The sequence below is a fragment of the Blastococcus sp. KM273128 genome (genome assembly GCF_021698975.1).
Classification (GTDB): Bacteria; Actinomycetota; Actinomycetes; order Mycobacteriales; family Geodermatophilaceae; genus Blastococcus.
Genome location: NZ_SSXA01000041.1, coordinates 15,998 through 35,240, shown reverse-complemented (window position 1 = coordinate 35,240; position 19,243 = coordinate 15,998). Strand labels below are relative to the sequence as shown.

At 73.2% G+C, this 19,243-nt stretch carries 21 protein-coding genes; 11 read left to right on the top strand and 10 right to left on the bottom strand.

Annotation, left to right across the window (positions count from 1 at the left end; all coding sequences use genetic code 11):
* Positions 1 to 65 precede the first annotated feature (65 nt).
* The 3 genes from E9529_RS13010 to E9529_RS13000 all read right to left on the bottom strand — a co-directional run bounded on the left by E9529_RS13010 (position 66) and on the right by E9529_RS13000 (position 4,035).
* Positions 66 to 1,028, bottom strand: a complete 963-nt coding sequence (locus E9529_RS13010; protein ID WP_236831583.1) for an ABC transporter permease — start codon at positions 1,026 to 1,028, stop codon at positions 66 to 68.
* Positions 1,029 to 1,054: 26 nt separating this feature from the next.
* Entirely contained in the window at positions 1,055 to 2,044 is a 990-nt protein-coding gene (locus E9529_RS13005) for an ABC transporter permease (RefSeq protein WP_236831582.1), read from the bottom strand.
* A 242-nt stretch (positions 2,045 to 2,286) separates the two neighbouring features.
* Positions 2,287 to 4,035: an ABC transporter family substrate-binding protein gene (locus E9529_RS13000; protein ID WP_236831581.1), complete on the bottom strand. Its 1,749-nt coding sequence runs from the start codon at positions 4,033 to 4,035 to the stop codon at positions 2,287 to 2,289.
* A gap of 348 nt (positions 4,036 to 4,383) precedes the next feature.
* On the opposite strand from E9529_RS13000, the gene E9529_RS22975 reads away from it, so the two are divergent.
* Positions 4,384 to 5,352: a DUF3592 domain-containing protein gene (locus E9529_RS22975; RefSeq protein WP_374201348.1), complete on the top strand. Its 969-nt coding sequence runs from the start codon at positions 4,384 to 4,386 to the stop codon at positions 5,350 to 5,352.
* Between the two features lie 188 nt (positions 5,353 to 5,540).
* Positions 5,541 to 5,714: a CsbD family protein gene (locus E9529_RS12995; protein ID WP_236831580.1), complete on the top strand. Its 174-nt coding sequence runs from the start codon at positions 5,541 to 5,543 to the stop codon at positions 5,712 to 5,714.
* Between the two features lie 136 nt (positions 5,715 to 5,850).
* Here the strand turns inward: E9529_RS12995 and E9529_RS12990 are convergent, their stop codons facing one another.
* Positions 5,851 to 6,720 (bottom strand): endonuclease domain-containing protein, encoded by an 870-nt coding sequence (locus E9529_RS12990; protein ID WP_236831579.1) that lies wholly within the window; start codon positions 6,718 to 6,720, stop codon positions 5,851 to 5,853.
* Between the two features lie 80 nt (positions 6,721 to 6,800).
* Complete coding sequence (locus E9529_RS12985) at positions 6,801 to 7,556, bottom strand: (deoxy)nucleoside triphosphate pyrophosphohydrolase (protein WP_236831578.1); 756 nt, start codon at positions 7,554 to 7,556, stop codon at positions 6,801 to 6,803.
* 27 nt (positions 7,557 to 7,583) lie between these two features.
* Between E9529_RS12985 and E9529_RS12980 the strand changes: the two genes are divergently transcribed.
* The 5 genes from E9529_RS12980 (at position 7,584) to E9529_RS12960 (ending at position 11,254) form a co-directional block, all read left to right on the top strand.
* Positions 7,584 to 8,066, top strand: a complete 483-nt coding sequence (locus E9529_RS12980) for an Rrf2 family transcriptional regulator (RefSeq protein ID WP_236831577.1) — start codon at positions 7,584 to 7,586, stop codon at positions 8,064 to 8,066.
* Positions 8,067 to 8,325: 259 nt separating this feature from the next.
* Entirely contained in the window at positions 8,326 to 9,999 is a 1,674-nt protein-coding gene (locus tag E9529_RS12975; RefSeq protein ID WP_236831576.1) for a nitrite/sulfite reductase, read from the top strand.
* On the top strand, positions 9,996 to 10,157 hold the full coding sequence (locus E9529_RS12970) for a hypothetical protein (RefSeq protein ID WP_236831575.1): 162 nt from the start codon (positions 9,996 to 9,998) through the stop codon (positions 10,155 to 10,157). Before E9529_RS12975 ends, E9529_RS12970 begins: the two co-directional genes overlap by 4 nt.
* Positions 10,154 to 10,879 (top strand): phosphoadenylyl-sulfate reductase, encoded by a 726-nt coding sequence (locus tag E9529_RS12965; RefSeq protein WP_236831574.1) that lies wholly within the window; start codon positions 10,154 to 10,156, stop codon positions 10,877 to 10,879. The genes E9529_RS12970 and E9529_RS12965 overlap by 4 nt, the downstream gene beginning before the upstream one ends.
* Positions 10,880 to 10,957: 78 nt before the next feature.
* A complete protein-coding gene (locus E9529_RS12960) occupies positions 10,958 to 11,254 on the top strand; it encodes a 4a-hydroxytetrahydrobiopterin dehydratase (RefSeq protein ID WP_236831573.1) in 297 nt (98 codons plus the stop codon).
* 57 nt (positions 11,255 to 11,311) lie between these two features.
* Here the strand turns inward: E9529_RS12960 and E9529_RS12955 are convergent, their stop codons facing one another.
* Both E9529_RS12955 and E9529_RS12950 read right to left on the bottom strand, forming a co-directional pair.
* The gene (locus E9529_RS12955) at positions 11,312 to 11,716 is read right to left on the bottom strand and encodes a DUF3037 domain-containing protein (protein WP_236831572.1); all 405 of its coding nucleotides are present in this window, start codon (positions 11,714 to 11,716) and stop codon (positions 11,312 to 11,314) included.
* Complete coding sequence (locus tag E9529_RS12950; RefSeq protein ID WP_236831571.1) at positions 11,716 to 12,573, bottom strand: HipA family kinase; 858 nt, start codon at positions 12,571 to 12,573, stop codon at positions 11,716 to 11,718. The genes E9529_RS12955 and E9529_RS12950 overlap by 1 nt, the downstream gene beginning before the upstream one ends.
* Before the next feature lie 129 nt (positions 12,574 to 12,702).
* Between E9529_RS12950 and E9529_RS12945 the strand changes: the two genes are divergently transcribed.
* Complete coding sequence (locus E9529_RS12945; protein WP_236831570.1) at positions 12,703 to 14,265, top strand: bifunctional diguanylate cyclase/phosphodiesterase; 1,563 nt, start codon at positions 12,703 to 12,705, stop codon at positions 14,263 to 14,265.
* A gap of 193 nt (positions 14,266 to 14,458) precedes the next feature.
* The gene (locus E9529_RS12940) at positions 14,459 to 14,833 is read left to right on the top strand and encodes a DUF1990 family protein (RefSeq protein ID WP_236831598.1); all 375 of its coding nucleotides are present in this window, start codon (positions 14,459 to 14,461) and stop codon (positions 14,831 to 14,833) included.
* Here the strand turns inward: E9529_RS12940 and E9529_RS12935 are convergent.
* Genes E9529_RS12935 through E9529_RS12925 form a run of 3 tightly spaced genes read right to left on the bottom strand, consistent with a single transcriptional unit; the run spans position 14,830 to position 17,351 of the window.
* A complete protein-coding gene (locus E9529_RS12935; RefSeq protein WP_236831569.1) occupies positions 14,830 to 15,576 on the bottom strand; it encodes an ABC transporter permease in 747 nt (248 codons plus the stop codon). The two genes, E9529_RS12940 and E9529_RS12935, sit on opposite strands and share 4 nt — an antisense overlap.
* The gene (locus E9529_RS12930) at positions 15,573 to 16,475 is read right to left on the bottom strand and encodes an ABC transporter ATP-binding protein (protein WP_236831568.1); all 903 of its coding nucleotides are present in this window, start codon (positions 16,473 to 16,475) and stop codon (positions 15,573 to 15,575) included. The genes E9529_RS12935 and E9529_RS12930 overlap by 4 nt, the downstream gene beginning before the upstream one ends.
* A 48-nt stretch (positions 16,476 to 16,523) precedes the next feature.
* Positions 16,524 to 17,351 carry a formate/nitrite transporter family protein gene (locus tag E9529_RS12925; RefSeq protein WP_236831567.1) on the bottom strand — a complete coding sequence of 276 codons (828 nt, stop codon included), beginning with the start codon at positions 17,349 to 17,351 and terminating at the stop codon, positions 16,524 to 16,526.
* 264 nt (positions 17,352 to 17,615) lie between these two features.
* Between E9529_RS12925 and E9529_RS12920 the strand changes: the two genes are divergently transcribed.
* Together E9529_RS12920 and E9529_RS12915 are read left to right on the top strand one after the other, a co-directional pair.
* Positions 17,616 to 18,404: an ABC transporter ATP-binding protein gene (locus E9529_RS12920; RefSeq protein WP_236831566.1), complete on the top strand. Its 789-nt coding sequence runs from the start codon at positions 17,616 to 17,618 to the stop codon at positions 18,402 to 18,404.
* The gene (locus E9529_RS12915) at positions 18,401 to 19,219 is read left to right on the top strand and encodes an ABC transporter permease (protein ID WP_236831565.1); all 819 of its coding nucleotides are present in this window, start codon (positions 18,401 to 18,403) and stop codon (positions 19,217 to 19,219) included. Before E9529_RS12920 ends, E9529_RS12915 begins: the two co-directional genes overlap by 4 nt.
* The last annotated feature ends 24 nt before the right edge of the window (positions 19,220 to 19,243 follow it).

Here is a 19,243-nt window from a genome sequence, read left to right as displayed (position 1 = left end):
GGAGGTCGCTCCGGCCGTGGACGTGCCGCGGCCGCCAGGCTCGATGCTGGTCATGCCTCTCCCTCTCAGGCCCGCACGCGGCGGTTGCTGGGGTCGAAGGCGTCGCGGATGCCGTCACCAATCAGGTTGATGGCCAAGACGATCAAGAGCAACGCGATGCCGGGGAAGTAGAACAACCAGGGCCGGGTGCTCGCGGCCTGCACGCCGTCGGACACCAGCCGGCCCAGGGAGGTCGCGTTGGCCTGGTTTACCCCGAAGCCGAGGTAGGTCAGTGACGCCTCGAGGATGATCGCGGTCGCCGCCGCCAGCGTCACCCAGACGATGATGGATCCCAGCGCGTTGGGAATCAGGTGCTTGAAGATGATCCGCTTGTCCGAGGCACCCAGGGCGTGCGCCGCCTCAACATACTCCTTCTCGCGGAGGGTGAGGAACTGGCCGCGGACGATGCGCGCGAGATCCAGCCACCCAAACAGCCCCAGGATGAGCCCCACTCCCTGCGGCGTGCGCAATTCGGGGAAGTTGCTCGCCACCACGATGAGCACGACCAGCAGCGGCACCGTCAGGATCAGGTCGACCAGCCGCATAAGCGAGCTGTCGACCCACCGGCCGAAATACCCGGCGACCGCCCCGACCAGCAGACCGAGCGGCAAGGCGATCACCATGAAGACGGCCACGATGAGCAGGGTCCGCTGCACGCCCTGCATGAGACCGGCCAGCAGGTCGCGCCCGATGGCGTCACTGCCCAGCGGGTAGCCAGCGGTCCCGGGCGAGACTGACTGCGCGTTCCGGTTCTGGGAGGCGTACTCGGTGCTGTAGAGCAGCGGGCCTACAAAGCCGAACAGCAGCATGGCGGCCAGCAGCACTAGGCCGGTCATGCCGACCTTGTTGTGCAGGAAGCGGCGGACGATCTGCTGCCGCTGGCTCCGGGCCCGGATGCCGAATTCGCGGTCGACGCCGCCGCCAGCGGGTGCGCCCGGCTCGGCTGGGACCGCGGAGCCTGTCGTGTCCTGCGGCTTGGTGGATGCCATGTTGTTTCCCTATCGACCGAGCGCCGTCACGACAGCCTGATCCGCGGGTCGAGGACCGCGTACAGGACGTCGGCGACCAAGTTGAAGACGACGACGAACACGGCGCTGACCAGCAGCCAGCCGAGCACCACGTTGATGTCGTTGTTGCCGATCCCGCTCTCGAGCAGGTAGCGCCCCATGCCGTTCCAAACGAACACCTGCTCGGTGATGATCGCGCCGCCGAACAGGGTGCCGATGCCCAGGGCGACCACTGTGGTGAGCGGGATGAGCGCGTTGCGCAGGCCGTGCTTGATGACCGTGCGCCGGTAGGTTAGGCCCTTGGCGCGGGCCAGGCGCATGTAGTCCGACCCGAGGACGTCGAGCATGGCGGCGCGCTGGAACCGGCTCCAGGCGGCGAAGGAGAGCAAAGCCAGGCTGATCGTCGGCAGGATCAGGTGAGCCAGCCGGTCGGACCAGAGTTCCCAGCCGTCCGCGTACAAGCCCAACGCCGCTGTCTCCTCGCCGAGGGTGTACAGCACTTGGCGGTCGAAGGCGTCGTTGACGCCGACCGCGACGAACTCCTTCAGCAGCGCGGCGAACCAGAAGGTCGGCAGGGCGATCAGCAGGTACGCCAGGAAGGTGAAGGCGTAGTCGGAGGGCTTGTACTGCCGAACCGCACCGATGACGCCGACGACAACCGCGAGGATGACGGCGATGATGACCGCGGCGGTGATCAGGCGGGCAGTGACGCCGAGCCGCTGGAACAACTGATCGGCCACCGGCGTGCCGTTCACCGTCTCGCCGAAGTCGCCGGTGAGGACCCCGGTGAGCCAGTTCCAGTACCGGATCAAGAAGTGGTCGTTGAGCCCCAGTTCCGCGCGGAGGTTGTCGAAGAACGCCTCGGGCGGACGCGGTTGGAGGGTGTAGTAACGCGACAGCGGGTCGAAGCTGGCCGCGCAGAGCGCGAACACCAGGAACGAGCTCCCGAGCAACACGAAGACGGCTCCGACGAGCCGCCTGATCGCGAAGAACAGCATGGGCGAGACCTTACGACGACAATGAGGGCCGCTCCCCCGCCCAGGGTGGGACGGGGCCCGCAGGACGGCGGTCGACCCGGCCCGGCCGGCGGACCGGGACGGATGGTCAGGAGTAGTGCATTGTGGCCGGGCAAGACCGCGGCCCCCGGAGCAGTGCACCGAGGGCCGCGGCCAGGAAGGCCGGATCAGCCTGCCGGGTGGTCAGGTGCTCCCGAAGGACCTGGGGAGCACCTGACCACCGATCACTCGACGGTCCAGGTCTCCGAGTTCCAGAGCGGACCGGCCTGCGTGGAGTTGTCCTCCACGCCCTGGATATTGCTCTGCCACGCGATGAACGTCGGCTTCTGGTACAGCGGCACGGTGGCCACCTGCTCCCAGAGCAGGGCGTCGATCTGGTTGCCGATCTCGGCCCGCGCGGCGTCGTCGGGCTCCTGAACGAATTCGGCGTACAGCTCGTCGATCTCGGCCGTGCCCTGCCGGGAGTAGTTCTGGCCGAGGCCGTTGTCCGGCGACCAGTAGATGGACTGAGTGGCCGACCGGAACGGCGAGCCGACCCAGGCGAACACCGCGGCCTGGAAGCCGCCGGCCTCGAGCGAGGTCGGCTGCTCGGCACCGGCGAAGATGTCCGGGTTCGCGTTGAAGCTGGCGGCGATGCCCGACTCCTCCAGCTGCGGGATCATGACCTCGATGGTCGTCTGCCGCAGCGGGTTGTTCGCCGTGGTGTCGATCTGGATCTCCAGGCGGCCCCGCTCAGGGTGCGTGTAGATCCCGTCCGGCCCCAGCGTGTAGCCGTCACCCTCAAGCAGCTCCCGGGCCTGCTCGGTGTTCTGCTCCTTGTATACCTCCGGAGCGGTGTCCTCGTACTCCGGCTGGTTGTTGAAGTAGATACGGTTCTGCAGCACTTCGGCGTCGGAGGAGAACTGGCCGACGGTCTGGTCGACGATCTCCTCACGGTCCAGCGACATGGCGATCGCCTGGCGCACGGGCAGGCTGGCCAGGTGTGGGTCCTGGGCGTTGAAGTCCAGGTGCTCAAAGGAGAGCCCGAAGGTGACGTCGCTCTCGACATCGGGCGCGAGCTCCTCGACTTGGTTGACCAGGTCCAACTGCGGCTGCGGGTAGATAATCCCCAGCTCACCGTTCTGCAGACCCTGGACGGCGGTCGTCGGGTCGTTGCCGATGTTCTGGATGATCAACCGCTCGATGAACGGCCCCTCGCCATACCACTCGGGGTTGGGGGTGAGGACGACGGTCTGCGTGCCGACATCGACGCTCTCAGCGAGCAGCTGCCAGGGGCCACCGGAGATGTCGGAAGGCAGGCCCTCGCCGATCGGCCAGCCCTCGGTGATCGTCTCGCAGACGACGGCCGGGTCCTCGTCGTCCATGATGTGAGCCGGCAGAATGCCGCCGCCGAAATCGCCGCTGAACAGCGACTGCCAGTCGGAGAAGGGGGTCGTGTAGGTGACGGTGACGGTCTTGTTGTTCTCGCCGCTGCCCTCGACCGACTCGATCTGCTCGTAGCCCGTCGTCGACAGCAGGGCGGGGCAGCCGCCGTCGGCCGGGTCGGTGCTGCGGCTGGACCGCCAGGTGAACTCGAAGTCGTCGGCGGTAATCGGGGTGCCGTCGCTCCAGACCGCCTCGTCGCTGATGACGTAGGTGTTGGTCTGCGTCTCGCCGTCGACCTCGAGGGTCGGCTCCTCGGCGAGCAGGTCGTCGTTCCAGACGATGCTGAAGTCGGGCTGCACGGTGAAGGCGCCCGGCAGGATGCCGTTCAGGATGTTGGCGGTGGACGTCGCGTTACCCGCGGCGATGTTGGGGAAGAGGTTCTCCGGAAAGTCGGTGGACTCCCCGAAGACGACCTGGCCGGACCGCTCGGCCGCCTGCCCGTCGTTGCCTCCTTCGTCGCCGTCGCCACCGCCGGTACAAGCGGTGAGCAGTAACGCACCGGCCAAGCCGGAGGCGAACAGCGCGGCGCCGCGCCTACTGAGGTTCACTTGCTATGCCTCCTCCAGCCCCCGCTGTCAGCGGGGGCAAAAGCGTCTGTGTCCCGACGGACTCGTGCCCCATCCGCGGTCAAGGATTTGGCGCACCCTCACCTTGAGACTGCGAGGCGCGCCGTCGAGGTGTGTGCCGAGGACCCTAGGTAGGCCTAGGCCAGAGCGTCCACCACCGTCACTCTTTCGTTACCTCCGAGTAGGCCCCCTGCTCATCCGGTCCTTCACTTCACGCACCGGTCGAGTACGAGACACTCGACTTCGCCGCTACCGCGGACTGACCACCCCGCCCGCCGAGGCGATCGAAGTCGGGGCAGTCCCGCATGACCGGGCGACGGACTTGAGACGATGGCCACGATGAACAAGACCTTGCCGAGCCAGCCGCACCGGCGCGCGATGACACAGCTTTGGCTCGGGCTGGCCCCTCTGCTCGTTGTTGCATTCGCGCTGCTAGCGATTCTCGCCGCTCAACTACCCGACGCTCGTGCCCCCCTGTCCGACGCCACCGCGGGGACCGTCGCACGCGTCGTGGAGTCCGAGCGACCACCTGACCGACGCGGTCTGCTGGTGACGTTCGAGGACGCCGACGGGAAGCGACGGACGGCGCAGTTGATTCTGGCCGAACCGACGGAGGTGCGACCTGGTACGACTGTGCCCGTGCGGTACGACCCCTCGTCGTATGGCGTCTCGAGCGTCGTCTACGCCAACGGAGACGCGGCCACACGCCAGCTCCAGGGTCTGATCTCAAGCATGGTGGTGGTCGGTGCTGCACTCCTGCTAGCCGCCGCCTCCACTGCTCTGGTCGTGGTCACGCGCCGGAGGCTGCGGCAGCTTCCCGTCGTCCACGTCCTAGCGACCCGACTCGTGGTTCAGCGCGGTCTGCTGGTGCGCAGCTGTCTCGAGTTGGAGACCGCCAGCGGCGTGCGATGGTTGCCGGTCTTCTGGGCTCCAGAGCTTGCCGTCCTGGCTCCGAGCTCGAAGATCGAGGTACATGGGCGACCAGAGCCCGGTCGCTTGCTATTGCCGGTGATTGCCGGTGCCGAGGTCTGGCCATCCGGCCGCGTTCGCGGTCGCACGCCTCGGGGCGCGCAACGGGTGCTCTGGCCAACGACCGTTCCACGCTCCCACGGGATGCTTCGTCAGCTGCGTGTCGACGTACTGCCGTCACTTTCAGCCCCTCTGCTCGGCTTGGTCTGGGCATACGTGGACGGAAGCGGGCTAGCTGGCTTCCTAGGTGGGTCCGCGTTCAGCGCCGTGGGCTTGTTCTGGCTATTCCAGCGGCTCGGATCCGACCCTGAGGCGCCTGCAAATCGTTGAGTGCAGCGGGTGCCTAACGACCCTGGGGCCGAACTGTCCAAGTCCTCTGCGATCTCATCGAGGCCGCCGCGTTCCGGCCAGATCCAGACGGCACGGCCCATGGCACTGTCTCCCGGAGGCGTGTCGCCAGGTCACGGGCGGGGTAGTGGTCTGCGCAGGTTTGCCACGACGACCGGAGGGACGACGCGATGAGCGGCACGGACAAGCTGACGAACAAGATCGAGGAGATGTCCGGGAAGGGCAAGCAGGCGGTCGGTGACGCCACCGACGACCGCGACCTCCAGGCCGAGGGCCAGAAGGAGGAGTCCAAGAGCAACCTCAAGCAGGCCGGCGAGAAGGTGAAGGACGCCTTCAAGAAGTAGGCGTGGCCGTTCCAGGACGCCCGACGGGCGCCGTCCCCCACGGGGGCGGCGCCCGTCGCGCGTTTTGTGCACATAACGCCCGGGTGGCGGCCGTCGGGCGCTTTGTGCACAAAAGGCCCGGGGTGGCGGCCCCGCGTCAGCCGAGCAGCGCGGCCCGGATCCGCGCGACGACGGCGTCCATGTCCCGGAGGTCATGGGCGGCGAGCCGGACGACCCGCCACCCCGCGGCGGCGAGGCGGCGGTACCGCTCGTCGTCGCGCACGATCTGCAGATCGTCGAAGTGGTAGGCGCCCTCGTACTCGACGACGACCCGCTGCTCCGGCCACGCCAGGTCCACCTGCCCGAGCCAGGTCCCGCCCTCGACGACCTCGTGCTGCGGCACCGGCGGCGGCAGTACGGCCAGGGCGCACGCCACCCGCACCCACGACTCGGGTGGCGACTCGGCTCGAGCGTCGACCAGGGCGAAGGCCGTGCGGACCCGCACCGCACCCCACCGCCCGACGCCGGTCCGGAGCAGCCCCGCGAGGTCCGTCGCCGTGAGCAGGTCGGCGCGCACCATCGCGTCCAGGACGCCGACCGCCGTCGCGGTGGTCTCGAGAGCGGCGACGTCCCAGGCGGTGCGCAGCGGGGTCGTGCACCGGAGGCCGTCGCGCGCCACCAGGACGTCGGCCGGCGGCAGGGCCACCCGGCGCACGCGGACACCAGCCGGCCCGCGCCACTGGAGGCGCTCCGGCACCAGCACGGTGACCGGGTCCGCGTAGCCGGGTTGCGGCGCACCGAGGGCCGCCGCGGCCGAGCGGGCTCCGAGCGCCGCCCCCGGTGGCATGAGGAGGTCGGCCGCGGAGCAGCGCAGGAGGTGGTCCCGCGGCAGGGACGGGGCGGCGTAGACGCCGCGGAGCACCCGCACGTACGGCCCGTTCCTCAGCTGGCGGCGGCTGAGGACGCCTTCGGAGACCGCGTGGGCGCCGACGAACACGCCGTGGAGGCCCTGGGAGCGCAGGAGCACGGCCGGATCGTCGCGGGTGGCGCCCGGCCCCCGCTGCCGTCGTCCACACCCTCGGGCGCTATGTGCACAAAACGCCCGGGTCAGGCGCCGGCGAGGAGGGCCCGGACGGCGGGCAGCAGCGGGCGGTCGGCGGGGATCCAGTCGAGCGCGTCGAGGTCGGCCGCGCCCACCCACCGCAGCTCGGCGTGCTCCCGCGCCACCGGCCGGCCGTGCGTGATCCGCGCCTCCCAGACCCGCATCGTGGAGGCGCCGGGCGCCCCTCCGGCGACGACGCCGTCGAGCGGCACCTCACCGAGGAAGGACGCCGGCACGACGGTGACCCCGAGTTCCTCGGCGCACTCCCGCACCAGCGCGATGAGGTCGGTCTCCCCCGGGTCGACCTTGCCGCCGGGGAACTCCCAGCACCCGTCGAACGGGCCACCCGAGCGCTGCGCGACCAGCACCCGCTCCCCCTCGACCAGCGCCGCCCCCACGACCTGGACGACCTCGCGCGCCCGCAGCGCGGCCCCCGCGGCCAAGGCGTCCAGGTGCGCCCGCATCGCCCGCTCCACCCGCGGCCGCAGCGCCCGGTCCGCGACCGCGCCCAGCGCACCGGGCAGCCCGGTTCCCCACTCGACGTGCTCCTCGACCAGCGTGCCGGCGGCGGTCGCCGAGAAGCGGCGCTCGTGCTCGACCCGGCCGCGGCGACCCAGCGGTGCGGCGAATACGTCCCGCTCCGGGCGGACGGACTCGACCTCGCGCAGCGGGAACCGCCAGGGGCGGCCCAGCGCACGGGCGACGTCGAACGCCACGGTCAGCGGCGCCTCCACCAACGTGGTGAAACGCAGCCGGGGCACCGGGGCACTCTCCCAGATGGCGGCAGTATGGGCAGCGTGCGCATCAACGCCCGGGTCGACTACGCCGTCCGCGCCGTCGTGGAGCTCGCCGCGGCGGCGCCCGAAGCGCTGACCTGCGACCGCATCGCGACCGCCCAGGGCATCCCCAACCGGTTCCTCCAGGCGATCCTCGCCGACCTGCAGCACGCCCGGCTGGTCACCAGCCAGCGCGGCCGCGACGGCGGGTACCGGCTGGCCCTGCCCGCGTCGGAGATCTCCATCGCCCGCGTGATGCGGGTGGAGCTGGGCTTCCTGGCCGAGGTGCACGGCCAGCGGCCCGAGGAGGTCAGCTACCCCGGCCCCGCCGCCGGGCTGGCCGAGGTCTGGGTCGCCGCCCGCGAGGCCTACCGGCGGGTCCTGGAGGGCGTCACCGTCGCCGACGTCGTGGCCGGGACGCTGCCGCCGCACGCCGCTGAGCTGGTCGCCATCGACACCGCGTGGCGGTCCTTCAGCGAGCCCGCCCCCCGTTGAGCGGCGCCGCGGACGGCCTCGCCGGGTGAGCCCCGCGCCCGGTCGCGCCGGATGTGGGAGGATCGCCGGCATGACGGACCGCGGCAGCCTCCTGGTCGCGCGCCTGCACATCGACCTGGCGCTCGTCTCCAGCGCCGCCTGTCGCGCCCTGCGCTGACCCAGGTCCCCCGCGCAGCTGTCCCGCTGCGTCCCGAACCAGCAGCGCCCAGACCCCGGCCGGCTGCCGGGCCGTCGGCGAGCGCAGGAAGAAGTACGCCACGTGAGCACCCCCACCCGCACCAGCAACCGACCCCAGCGGGGTCAGGGTCAGTGGGCGCTGGGCTACCGCGAGCCGCTCAACCCCAACGAGCGGATGAAGAAGGACTCCGACGGCCTCGAGGTGCGCCAGCGGATCCTCGACATCTACTCCAAGACCGGCTTCGAGGGCATCGACCCCGGTGACCTCCGCGGCCGGATGCGCTGGATGGGGCTCTACACCCAGCGCGCCCAGGGCATCCCCGGCGGCAAGACCGCCGTGCTGGAGCCCGAGGAGCTCGAGGACTCCTACTTCATGATGCGGGCCCGCATCGACGGCGGGCAGCTGACCAGCGACGCGCTCCGCGTGCTCGGCGGCATCAGCACCGAGTTCGGCCGGGACGTCGCCGACGTCACCGACCGGCAAAACGTCCAGTACCACTGGATCCGCATCGAGGACGTGCCGGAGATCTGGCGCCGGCTGGAGTCGGTGGGCCTCTCCACGATGGAGGCCTGCGGTGACGTGCCGCGCGTGATGCTCGGCTGCCCGCTGGCCGGGATCCTCGAGGACGAGGTGATCGACGCCACCGACGTCATCGCCGACACCGTCGCGAAGTACGTGGGCAGCCCGGAGTTCAGCAACCTGCCGCGCAAGTGGAAGACGTCGATGTCCGGTTGCGTCGACCACTGCACCGAGCCCGAGATCGACGACGTCTCCTTCGTCGGCGTCGTGAACGAGGCGGGCGAGGCCGGCTACGACCTGTGGGTCGGCGGCGGTCTCTCCACCAACCCGATGTTCGCCCAGCGGATCGGCGTCTTCGTCCGGCCCGAGCAGGTGACCGACGTCTGGGCCGCCTGCACCGCCGTCTTCCGCGACTACGGCTACCGCCGCCAGCGCAACCGCGCCCGCATCAAGTTCCTCATGGCCGACTGGGGCCCGGAGAAGTTCCGCCAGGTGCTGCAGGACGAGTACCTGCACGCTGAGCTGCCCGACGGCCCGGCCCCCGCCCCGGCCAAGCACGACCAGCGCGACCACGTCGGCGTGAGCAGGCAGAAGGACGGCCGCAACGCCGTCGGCTTCGCCCTGCGCACCGGCCGGATCAGCGGCACGCTGCTCACCACGATCGCCGACCTCGCCGACGAGTACGGCCAGGGCCGCATCCGGACGACGACGCAGCAGAAGCTGGTCATCCTCGATGTCCCCGACGAGCGGGTCGAGGCGCTGGTCGAGGCGCTGGCCGAGCACGACCTGCAGGTCCGGCCCAGCGCCTTCCGCCGCGGCACGATGGCCTGCACCGGGCTGGAGTTCTGCAAGCTGGCGATCGTCGAGACCAAGCACTTCGCGCAGGAGGTCTACGCCGAGCTCGAGCGCCGGCTGCCCGACTTCGACACCCCGATCGGGATCAACATCAACGGCTGCCCGAACAGCTGCGCCCGCTTCCAGACCGCCGACATCGGGTTCAAGGGCTCGATGGTCCGCGACGACGACGGCGAGATGGTCGAGGGCTTCCAGGTCCACCTGGGCGGGCACCTCGGCGTGGAGCGCACCTTCGGCCGCAAGTTCCGCGGCCACAAGGTGACCAAGGGCGAGACCGCCGACTACTGCGAGCGCGTGCTCCGCGGCTTCCTGGACCGCCGGACACCGGGTGAGTCCTTCGCCCATTACGTCGCCCGCGCCGAGGAGGAGTGGCTGCTGTGAGCGAGGAGCCGACGTCGGGAAGGACCCGCCAGCTGCCGGTGTTCCACTGCCCGTACTGCGGCGACGAGGAGCTCACGCCGCACGAGGACGGGTGGCGCTGCGGCGCGTGCCTGCGGGCCTTCTCGGTCCGCCTGATCGCCACGGGGGTGCAGGGATGACAGCCGTGCAGGAGAGGACGCCCACCTCGCCGACGCCGGAGCTCGCGGCCGCGGCGGACGCCCGCCTCGAGGGCATCACCGACCCCGTCGAGCAGGCGCTGGCGGTGCTGCGGTGGGCCGGCGAGCAGTTCGGCGACCGGTTCGCCATCACGTCGTCGATGGCCGACGGCCTGCTCGCCCACCTGGCGAGCCGCGCGCACCCCGGCGTCAACGTGATCTTCCTGAACACCGGCTACCACTTCGCCGAGACCCTCGGCACCCGTGACTGGATCAGCTCGGTGCTGCCCATCACGCTCCTCGACGTCACCCCCGCGCAGACCGTGCCGGAGCAGGACCGCACCCACGGCCCCGCGCTCCACGAGCGCGACCCGGACCTGTGCTGCTCGCTGCGCAAGGTCACGCCGCTGGCCGAGGCGCTCGCCGACTTCGACGCCTGGGGCTCCGGTGTGCGCCGGGACGAGTCCGCCACGCGAAAGCACACCAAGTTGGTCGACTGGGACGCCAAGCGCGGCATGGTGAAGGTCAACCCGATCGCCGCCTGGACCCAGGACGACGTCGACCGGTACATCGCCGAGCACGCGATCCCGGTCAACCCGCTGTTCGAGATCGGCTACGGCTCGATCGGCTGCGCCCCCTGCACGCGGCCGGTCGCCCCGGGCGAGGACCCGCGCGCCGGCCGCTGGGCCGGCTCCACCAAGACGGAGTGCGGCCTCCACACCTAAGAGGACCTCGTCCCACCCCGCGACACGCTCCGCGCGGCACGGGTCCCTGGAACGAGGCCGTTCCAGCATCATCGCCACATGCCTCGACCGCCGCGGTTGTCCGATGACGAGCTCGCGGCTGCGCTGCCCGCGCTGCCGCGGTGGTCCGGGGACGGCGACGGCCTGCGCCGCACCGTCGAGCTGCCCAGCTTCCGCGACGCGGTCGCCGCGATCGTGGCGATCGCCGACGTCGCCGAGGAGATGGACCACCACCCCGACATCGACCTGCGCTGGCGGACGCTGCACCTGACCCTGGTCAGCCACTCCGCGGGCGGGGTGAGCGAGCTGGACCTGGAGCTCGCCCGCCGCATCGACGCGCTGCTCCCCGGCGGTTAGTGCACGAACCGCCCCACCAGGGACCGGAACGCGGGCCGCCCGACGGCGGTTCGTGCACTAACCGCCCTGGACGGGGAGGACGAGGAGCCGGAAGAGGCGGTCGGCCTCGGCATCGGGATCGGCGGTCAGCCCGGTGTGCACCGGCCCCGGCTGCACCACGGTGCTCCGCGGCGCGGTGAGCCAGCGGAACCGGGACCCGAGGGCCTCGCGCCCGGCGGCGCCGGCGACCGGGTCGGCCGAGCAGACGTCCGCGGCCGCCTGCAGCGCCCGGCCGATGGCCGCGGCGTCGGCGGTCGGGTCCAGCGCGCGGAGCCGGTCGACGTCCAGGTGCAGCCGCGACCCCAGGTAGTCACGCTGACGGCAGTAGACGATCACGCCGGCGTTGAGGAGCTCGCCGCGCTCGACGCGCGGCACCACCCGCAGCACCGCGTACTCGAAGACGTCCCTCGATGTCGTCGTCATCACCGCTGGCTGATCCCCTCGGGCGGCGGCGGGCCGAGCCACGCGGGCCGGTTCTCCCCGCGGGGGGCGCGCCGGCGGCCCGCTCCCCCGGCGGCGGCCGCGGCGACCAGCCCGGGCAGCCACGCGGGGCGCGCCGCCAGCCGGGCCAGCAGCTGCCCGGCGTACCGGGCCCGGACCTCGTCGGGCGAGGAACCCGCCGCGGGGTCGTCGAGCCACTCGTCGGGCACCTGGGCGAGCACCCGGTCCAGCAGCTCCCGGGTCACCCGGTGCGCCAGCGCCGCGTCGGCCGCCGGCACGTCGGGCGTGCACTCGACCAGGGCGTGCGCCGAGGCGTCGTAGGGCCGCTCGACGGCGGCCTCGGCCCCCGGCCAGTGGTGGTGGAAGGTGAGCGCCGCGCCGTGGTCGATCAGCTGCAGCCGCCCGTGCCAGAACAGCATGTTGGGGTTGCGCCACGACCGGTCCACGTTGCCGATCAGCGCGTCGAACCAGAGGACCCGGCCGGCGAGCTCCGGGTCCACCCCGTCAGCGCCGGCCTCGAAGTCCAGCGCGCCCGGCAGGTAGTCCAGGCCCAGGTTGCGCCCGGCCGAGCGCTGCAGCAGCTCCTGCACCTCGTGGTCGGGCTCCCCCACGGCGAGCTCGGGCACGACGTCGACGGTGACCAGGGCGGGCACCGGCAGCCCCAGCGCCCGGGCGAGCTCGGCGCAGACGACCTCGGCCACCAGGACCTTCACGCCCTGGCCGGCCGCCCGCCACTTGACCACGTAGGTGCCGAGGTCGTCGGCCTCCATGAGCCCGGGCAGCGACCCACCCTCGCGCAGCGGGGTGACGTAGCGGGTGGCGGTGACCGAGGGCAGCACAGTGCGGCCAACCTACGCCCGGCCGCGCGGCGGGGATGGCTGCGCCACCCGTCGGGGGGACCTGCCGCTCAAGCCCGCCGCCGCGGGGGTCGATGCACCGCGCGAGGCCGCCGACCGGAGGAGGTGCGCGTGGAGCCCTCCGCACCGCCGGGCGCCGTCCGCGCCCTGCGCGCCCGCGTCCTGCGCGAGGCCGCGGTCGTGGTCCTGCTCACCGCGGCGTTCGGCGTCGCCAGCGTGCACTGGGACCTGCCCGCGCACCTGGGCGGCCCGGTCGACGACGTCGTGCTCGTCCTCGCCTTCTCCCACCTGCTGATGATGGTGTTCGGCAAGCGCCGCTCCGACGAGCTGAAGGCCGAGGCGGTCAACCGCCGGGAGGCCGAGCAGCAGCTGCGGTACCGCGCCCAGCACGACGCCCTCACCGGCCTGCTGAACCGCGCGGCGCTCGCCGAGGCGGCCGAGCGGGCCGTCGAGGAGGCGTGCGCCGGGGGGCCGTCGGTGGCGGTCCTGCTGCTCGACCTCGACCGCTTCAAGGAGGTCAACGACACGCTGGGCCACCACGTCGGCGACGACCTGCTGCGCGCGGTGGCCCACCGGCTGGCCGGGGAGCTGCGCGAGGGCACGGTGCTGGCCCGCCTCGGGGGCGACGAGTTCGTCGTCCTGCTGCGCGGCTGCGACGCCCCGGGGGCCGAGGAGGTGGCGCAGCGGGCCGTGCGTGCCCTGCGCCGCCCCTTCCCCGTCGACGGCCTGCTGCTCGAGGTGGACGGCAGCTGCGGGGTCGCCGTCGGCGGGGGCACGGCCGCCGACCTGCTCCGGCACGCGGACGTCGCGATGTACGCGGCGAAGGCCGACCACCTGGGCGTCGCGGTCTACCGCCCCGCGCTCGACGCCGACGCCCCCGACCAGCTGCGCACCTTCGGCGAGCTGCGCCGCGCCATCCGCGACGGCGAGCTGCGGGTGCACTACCAGCCCCGCGTGTCGGTCGCCGACGGCCGGGTGACCGGCGTCGAGGCGCTGGTCCGCTGGGAGCACCCCGAGCGGGGCCTGGTGCCACCGGCGGAGTTCATCCCCCTCGCCGAGCAGACCGGGCTGATCCGGCCGCTCACCGACGCGGTGCTGGACCAGGCGCTGACCGCCGGCCGGCGCTGGCGGGACGCCGGCCTGGAGCTGACCGTGGGGGTGAACCTCTCCGCGCGCAGCCTGCTGGACACCGGCCTGGCCGACCGGGTGGCCGAGCTGCTGCTCGCGCACGCGCTGCCCGCCACCGCGCTGGAGCTGGAGATCACCGAGAGCGCGGCCATGAAGGACCCCGGCCGGGCGCTGGAGGTCCTGCACAGGCTGCGCGACCTGGGCGTGGAGCTGTCCGTGGACGACTACGGCACCGGGCACGCCTCGCTGGCCTACCTGACCCGGCTGCCGGTGGGCACCCTGAAGATCGACCGCTCCTTCGTGCAGACCATGGAGCTCGACGCCGCCGACCGGACGATCGTGCGCTCCACCGTCGACCTGGCGCACAGCCTGGGCCTGCAGGTGGTGGCCGAGGGCGTCGAGACCCGGGCCACCTGGGAGGAGCTGGCCCGGCTGGGCTGCGACTCGGCCCAGGGGTACTGGCTGGCCCGCCCGATGCCGGACGCGGACGTCCCGGACGCCGTGGCCGAGCTGCACCGCCGGCTGGCCGCTCCCCACGTGGTCTGACCGCCCCGCGGCCGGGAGACTGGCCGCGTGGGACTGCTGCGCGCGCTCGACCCGGCCGCGCTCGCCGGGGCGCCGCTGACCTACGCCGAGGGCGTCGAGACCCGGGCCACCTGGGAGGAGCTGGCCCGGCTGGGTTGCGACTCGGCCCAGGGGTACTGGCTGGGCCGCGTTCGAGCGCGCCGCGGACGCCGTCCTGGACTGGCGGGCGCAGCGCGCAGCGGGGCTGCGGGTCCGCGCCACGGGCCCGGCCGGCACCCCCGGCACGGTCGTCGTCCTGACGGCGGGCCTGCCCCGGTTCGGCTACGACATCCCCTGCCGGGTGGTGTGGGCGAGCACCGAGGGCGACGAGCGGGGCTTCGCCTACGGCACGCTCCCCGGCCACCCGGAGAGCGGCGAGGAGCGCTTCGCGGTGCGGCTGACGGCGTCGGGCGACGTCGTCTTCACCCTGCGCGTGTTCTTCCGGCTCGCCTCACCGGCCGCGCGGCTGGCCGGCCCGCTCTCGCTCGCCCTCCAGCGGCTGGCCACCGCCGGCTACGTGGCCGCGGTCCGCCGGGCCGCCCGGGGTTAGACGTCCCGCCGCACCAGGACGAGGACGCCGAGGAACCACGCCACCAGCGCCCAGCCGCCGGCGACCAGCAGCCCGGTCTGCCAGGAGGTCGCCACCGTCAGGAAGGCGTCCTCCCCCACCCGGAACGCCGGCAGCCCGCGGGAGATCCGCAGGCTGAGCTCCGTGCCGGCGATCGCCAGCACCGGTGGGAGCACCAGGACCAGGGCGAGCACGGCGCCGAGCGCCCCGGCCGTCGAGCGCAGCAGCGCCGCCGCGCCCACCGCCAGCACCGCGGTCAGCGCCGCTCCGGCCACCTGCAGCCACAGCTGGCGCAGCACGTCGGGGTCGGTGGGCGGGATCCCGCCGGGGACGGCGGTGAGCCGGCTCGCGGCCAGCAGGCAGCCGGCGGCCACCAGCGCGGTGAGCAGCACGCTCCAGCCGGCGACGACGACCGTCTTGGCCAGCAGCACCCGCGCACGGCGCGGGACCGCGGTGAAGGTGGCCAGGGCCAGGCCGGTGCGGAACTCGCCGCTGACGACCAGCACCGCGAGGACGACGAGCGGCACCGGCCCGAAGCCGAAGCCGGTGAGCGCCGAGCTGACGGCCATGTCCGCACGCGGGGCCGACTGCGTCGTCGCCGCTGCGAGCCAGCCGGCGCCGCCCGCCACCAGCACGAACAGGGCCGAGCACCACCACGTCGAGCGGGTCGAGCGGAGCTTGCCCCACTCGCCGGCGAGCACCGCCCGGAACGGGACGCCGCTCACGGGGCGACCGCCCGGTACTCCACGTCGTCGCCGGTCAGGGCCAGGTAGGCCTCCTCCAGCGAGCCGGTGACCGGGCTGAGCTCGTGCAGCCGGACGCCGATGCCGTGCGCGAGGTCGCCGACGTCGGCGGCGGCCAGCCCGTCGATGCGCAGCGCCCCGTCGATCTCCAGCTCGACGTGCCCGCCGGCGCGCTGCACCGCCGACGCCAGCACCGGCGCCTGCGGGCTGCGCACCCGGACGGCGGTGTGCGCGCCGAGGAGGTCGGCCATCGGGACGTCGGCGAGCAGCCGGCCCCGGCCGAGGACGACGAGGTGGTCGGCGGTGTCCTGCATCTCGCTCATCAGGTGGGTGGACACCAGCACCGTGCGCCCCTGGCCGGCCAGGTCCCGCAGCAGCTCGCGCACCCAGCGGATGCCCTCCGGGTCCAGCCCGTTGACCGGCTCGTCGAGGATCAGCACCTCGGGGTCGCCGAGCAGGGCCGCGGCGATGCCCAGCCGCTGCGCCATGCCGAGGGAGAAGCCGCGCACCCGCTCGTGGGCCACCGGGGCCAGGCCCACCAGCTCGACCACGTCGTCCACCCGGTGCGCCGGCAGCGCGTTGCTGCGCGCCAGCGCCAGCAGGTGGGCGTGCGCGGTGCGCCCCGGGTGGCGGGCGCGCGGGTCGACCAGCGCGCCGACCTCCCGCAGCGGGTGGGCCAGGTCGCGGTACGCGCGACCCCGCACCGTCGCCGTCCCCGCGGTCGGCCGGGCCAGCCCGAGCACGCAGCGGATCGTCGTCGTCTTGCCCGAGCCGTTGGGCCCCAGGAAGCCGGTGACCCGGCCGGGCTCGACGGTGACGGTGAGCCGGTCGACGGCCACCCGGGCGCGGTAGCGCTTGGTCAGGCCGCGGAGCTCGATCACCGGGTCAGGATGACCGACGCCCGCCGTGCGCCCGGCGGCGGCGCGCCCCTACCGGCCGCGGGCGACGGCGGCGCGCTCCCGCTCGATCAGCTCCTTGCTGCGCACCAGCCGGATCAGCGTCACGACGAGCAGCCCCCCGGCCATGTTGAGCAGCAGGGTGTACCAGAACCAGGCCAGCCAGTCGCCGTACCCGAACGGGGCACCGCTGTGGAGAGCGCCGAAGATGAGCAGCGAGTCCAGGATCGAGTGGAAGAGCATCAGCCCGGCCAGCAGGAAACCGCCGATCACCGAGGCGACGATCTTCCCGCCCTCCGAGTGCGCCCCGTGCTGCATGCGGGTCATCAGCGTGATGACGCTGCCGCCGAGGAAGGCCAGCGCGACCGACTGCAGGTCCAGCGGCGCCTCGACGAAGTGCCGCGCGGACTCGACCGCCACCGGCACCAGGTCGGGGAAGCCGCGCACGACCAGCCACATCACGAGCCAGCCGCCGACCAGGTTGGCGACCAGCGTCCCGACCCAGAGCTTCGCCAGCTGCGCGCCGCTCGCGCGGCGAGCGAAGACCGCCGTGACGGGCACCAGGAAGCCCTCGGTGAACAGCTCGCTGCGCCCCAGCATGAGCGCGATGAACCCGATGCTGAACGCCAGCCCGGCGAGCAGATCGTCGCCGGTCGCCTCGAGCACGGCAAGCAGGGCCAGCACCCCGACGGCGATCTCCAGCCCGCCGGCCAGGCCGGTGGCCACCACCTCCCGCCACCGGCGGTGCAGCCGCTGCGCGCCCTCGCTGACGATCTTCTCGAACGCCTCGGCGATCTCGTCCTCGGCCGGGGCGTCGGTCTGCCCCAGCTCGGCGCGCTTCCGGTCCTCCGGGTCCTCCACGGCTCCTCCTCCACGTCCGGGGCACCGGGACCGGGAACGGGCGGCACGTCCGCACCCGCCCTACCCGGACCGCCGCGGGCCACACCGCCCGGTGCCCGAGGCGTCGGCCGCACCACCCATGACACGCGTCACGGGTGGGCCGTGCGGACGGCGCCGCAGGTCGTGAACGACGGCACCTGACCGGGCACCGGCGGGGCGGCACGCTCGGAACTGCGCCCGGAGGACCGGCCCGACGGTGGCCGGCGGGCGCACCGAGGAGGACCCGTGACCGACGTCCACGCGCAACCCGGCCGGCGGCCGACGCACCCCCGCGGGGACGTGCCCGCCGTCGAGGTCACCGACCTGCGGCGCCGTTACGGCGACTTCGAGGCGGTGCGCGGCATCTCCTTCGAGGTGCACCCCGGCGAGGTCTTCGCGCTGCTCGGGGTGAACGGCGCCGGCAAGACCTCCGCGCTGGAGGTGCTGGAGGGCCTCGCGCGCCCCGACGGCGGCACGGTGCGGATCCTGGGCGCCGACCCGCTCCGCCAGCACGCCGCCGTCCGGCCGCACCTGGGCGTGCTGCTGCAGTCGAGCGGGCTGCCGGGGGACCTCACCGTCGCCGAGACGGTCACCACGTGGGCGCGGACGCTCACCGACCCGCGCCCGGTCGAGGAGGCCCTGGCGCAGGTCGCCATGGACGGCCGCGCCGACGTCCGGGTGCGCAGCCTCTCCGGCGGCGAGCGCCGCCGGCTCGACCTCGCGCTGGCCCTCCTGGGGCGCCCGCGGGTGCTGGTGCTCGACGAGCCGACCACCGGTCTGGACCCGGAGAGCCGCCGCACCGTCTGGTCGCTGGTGCGCGAGATGGTGCGGGGCGGCACGGCCGTGGTGCTGACCACCCACCACCTCGAGGAGGCCGAGGAGCTCGCCGACCGGATCGCGATCCTGCGCGCCGGCCGGATCGAGCTCGAGGGCACGCCGGAGGAGATCACCGCGACGCAGCCGGCCACCGTCCGGTTCACCCTCGCTCCGGGCGCGCCCCACCCGACCCGCCTCGAGACCGGGAGCCCCCGATGACCGCCGCCACGACCACCGCCCCGCCGGCCACCGGGCCCAGCCGGGTGCGCCGCACGCTCGCGCTCGCCGGCGCGGAGACCAAGCTGTTCCTCCGCAACCGCACCGCGGTCGTGAACTCGGTGCTGCTGCCGCTCCTGCTGGTGGCCGCCGTGCCGGCGTTGGGCGTCGGCGGCGGCGAGGTCGCGGTGGGCCCCCGGCTGCTGGTCAGCGCCGTCGGCGTGATGCTGGTCTTCCTGACCTACTACAACCTGCTCACCACGTTCGTCGCCCGCCGCCAGGAGCTGGTGCTGCAGCGGATGCGCACCGGCGAGCTGACCGGCTCCGAGGTGGTGCTCGGGATCGCCGCCCCCACGCTGCTGGTCACCGTGGGGCAGGTGGCGCTGGTCGGCATCGGCGTCGCCGTCCTCGGCGAGTGGTCGGCGCCGGTGGACGTCGTGCTGCCGCTGGTCGCGCTCGTCGCCGGCGCGGCGCTCATGCTGCTGCTGGCTGCGGCGAGCACCGCCTTCACGCGCACCTCCGAGAGCGCGCAGATCACCGCGCTGCCGTTCCTGGTCGTGTCGTCCTCGCTGTGCGGGGTGTTCTTCCCGCTCTCGGTGCTGCCCGACGCGCTGGCCACGGTCGCGCGGTTCCTGCCGCTGACCCCGGTGGTCGAGCTCGCCCAGCTGGGGCTGGCCGGCACCACCTGGGACGGCCAGGTGGTCGGATGGGCCGGCGCGTGGACCGAGGCCCTGGTGCCGCTGGCGGTGCTCGCCGCGTGGCTGGGCATCGGCGCCTCGGTCGCCCGGCGCTGGTTCCGCTGGGTGCCGCAGCGGTGAGCGGGGCGGCGCCGGGGCGGTGCG